We start from the raw sequence: 2,731 nt of genomic DNA on the forward strand, positions 1-2,731 counted from the left end.
CGACACGTTGGCGCTGCTGTTCTTGTGCTGCCACCCCGAGCTGACCGCACCATCGCAGGTCGCGCTGACGTTGCGCGCACTCGGCGGCCTGACCACCGCGGAGATCGCGCACGCTCTGCTCCTTCCCGAAGCGACTGTGGGGCAACGGATCAGCCGTGCCAAGGCGCGCATCCGGGAAACGGGTACGCAGTTTCGGACGCCGATGGCGCGCGAGTGCGACGAGCGGCTGCCCGCGGTGTTGAGCACGCTGTATCTGGTCTTCAACGAGGGCCACACCGCCACGTCGGGACAGGCTCTCAACCGGGTCGAGTTGACGAGCGAAGCGATCAGGCTGACCCGGCAACTGCGCACCAGCCTGCCCGACGAGGGGGAGGTCGCCGGGTTGCTCGCACTGATGATGCTGACCGAGGCGCGGCGGGATGCGCGCACCGGACCGGACGGGGCGCTGATCCCGCTCGCGGAGCAGGACCGCGACCGGTGGGATCAATCCGCCATCGCGGAGGGCGTCGCGATCGTCGAGGCGACGCTGCCCGTGGCCAAGCCGGGCCCCTACCAATTGCAGGCGGCGATCGCCGCGGTGCACGACGAGGCGGCCGACTTCGCCGCGACCGATTGGCCGCAGATCCTCGCGCTGTACGACGTTCTGGCCGCCTTCGCACCCGGTCCGATGGTCGCGCTCAACCGGACGGTCGCCGTCGCGATGGTGCGTGGGCCCGCCGCCGGTCTCGAGGCGCTCGACGCAGCCGCGAGGGACCCCGCGCTGCGCGGACACCACCGCGTCGACGCCGTGCGGGCGCATCTCCTCGATGAACTCGGCGAGCGGGACGCCGCGCGGGAGCACTATCTGCTTGCGGCCCAACGCACACGCAGCCTGCCCGAGCAGCGCTACCTGCTGGCGCGCGCGACGCGCTAGCCCCGATTGCCGGTGGAGTCCGCCCACTCCCACGCGCGCCGGTAGGCGTCGAGCAGCCACGGCTCCTTGGCCTCGACGTACGACGCGGTGTCGCCGTCCGCTTGCTTTTCGGCCGCCTGCTTCACCGACAGGTAGGCGGCGCGCGCATCGGGGTTGGCCTTGAGCCAGTCGACGAACAGCAGGGCGAACCGCTGATTGGGCCAGCCGTCCACCCGGATATGCACGTTCGTCGGCCGGCCCGGATCGGCCGAGGCGTGAAAGCGCTTGCGCCACAGGTCCGCTTCGTCGGTCTTGGCGACGTCGGTGGTGATGTCGTCCAAGCGTGGGTAGCCCGCGGCGAGCAGGGGTTCGACGAGTTCGTCTGCGACGGCTAGCGATTCGACGGTGACCTGGATGTCGATGACGTCCTTGGCCGGAAATTCGGGCACGGCCGTCGAGCCGATGTGGTCGACGCGCAGCGCCCGGTGGCCGCAGGCGGTCTTCAGCCGGTTGACGATTCGCAGCGCCTGATCGGGCCAGGTCGGATCGGCCGGAACCAGCCGCGCCGGCGCACGGGCGACCCGACCCTCACCGAGGTTGTGCGCGAACGGCACGATCCGGTCGTTCCACACCTCGTGCGCCCGCTGCACCAGATCGTCGGGGCTGCCCGAGTTGTCCAGCCAGATGTCGGCGACGGCGCGCCGCTGTCCGTCGCTGGCCTGGGCGGCGACCCGGGCCCGGGCATCCTCTTCGGGCATCCCGCGCTGCTCGACCAGCCGCCGCACCCGCACCTCGACATCGGCGTACACGATGACGACCAGCGGGAACATCGGCGCCATCCCGGATTCCACCAGCAGCGGAATGTCTTCGACGACAACAGCATCCTCGGCCACCGCCGAGATGATCTCCTGGCGGCGGTTGCCTACCAACGGATGCACGATGCCGTTGAGCTTCTGGCGTTCCTCGTCGTCGCGAAAAGCCTTGGCGGCCAACGCCGGCCGATCCAGCGACCCGTCGGGAAGCAAGATGTCGTCACCGAACGCCTCGACAAGCGCGGCCAGGCCCTCGGTTCCCGGCTGGACCACCTCGCGGGCGATCACATCGCCGTCGACGATGATCGCGCCATACTTCTCGAAGGTGGACGACAGCGCCGACTTGCCGGCGCCGATGCCACCGGTCAACCCGATACGCAGCATGCGCGAACGACGTCAGGCGTTGCCGGCGAGCTTCTCCCGCAGCGCGGCCAGCTGCGCGTCGCTGGCCAGCGACCCGCCCGCCTTCTCCGGAGGAGCACCGTTGCCCGGCGACTGGTCGCTGCCGTGCCCGGCCGCTTCGGCCGCGGCGAACTTCTCCATCTGCGCGGTGTGCATCTTGTGCCGGCGCTCGGCTTCCGCGTAGCGGGCTTCCCACTCGGTCCGCTGCTTGTCGAAGCCTTCGAGCCATTCGTTGGTCTCGGCGTCGAAGCCCTCGGGGAAGATGTAGTTGCCCTGCTCGTCGTAGCTGTCGGCCATGCCGTACTTGGCCGGGTCGAACTCGTCGGTGTAGTCCTCGTTGGCCTGCTTGAGCGACAACGAGATTCGGCGACGCTCCAGGTCGATGTCGATGACCTTGACCATCGCGTCGTCGCCGACGGCGACGACCTGGTCGGGCACCTCGACGTGGCGCTCGGCCAGCTCCGAGATGTGCACCAGACCTTCGATGCCCTCCTCGACGCGCACGAACGCACCGAACGGAACGAGCTTGGTGACCTTACCCGGCACGATCTGGCCGATGGCGTGCGTGCGGGCGAAGTGGCGCCACGGGTCTTCCTGAGTCGCCTTGAGCGACAACGAGACCCGC

3 protein-coding genes are annotated in these 2,731 nt (G+C 69.4%); 1 reads left to right on the forward strand and 2 read right to left on the reverse strand.

Annotated features, from left to right (window positions below; translation table 11 throughout):
- The coding region (locus JOZ00_RS02570; protein ID WP_293339206.1) for a DUF6596 domain-containing protein at nt 1–913 on the forward strand (913 nt) is incomplete at its 5' end.
- Here JOZ00_RS02570 and coaE read toward each other — a convergent pair.
- Together coaE and JOZ00_RS02580 are read right to left on the reverse strand one after the other, a co-directional pair.
- Nucleotides 910–2,088 carry a dephospho-CoA kinase gene (gene coaE, locus JOZ00_RS02575; protein ID WP_293339208.1) on the reverse strand — a complete coding sequence of 393 codons (1,179 nt, stop codon included), beginning with the start codon at nt 2,086–2,088 and terminating at the stop codon, nt 910–912. The genes JOZ00_RS02570 and coaE overlap by 4 nt on opposite strands.
- 12 nt (nt 2,089–2,100) lie before the next feature.
- The coding region (locus JOZ00_RS02580) for a S1 RNA-binding domain-containing protein (RefSeq protein ID WP_293339209.1) at nt 2,101–2,731 on the reverse strand (631 nt) is incomplete at its 5' end.

Source organism: Mycobacterium sp. (assembly GCF_019243155.1).
In the GTDB taxonomy this organism is placed as follows: domain Bacteria; phylum Actinomycetota; class Actinomycetes; order Mycobacteriales; family Mycobacteriaceae; genus Mycobacterium.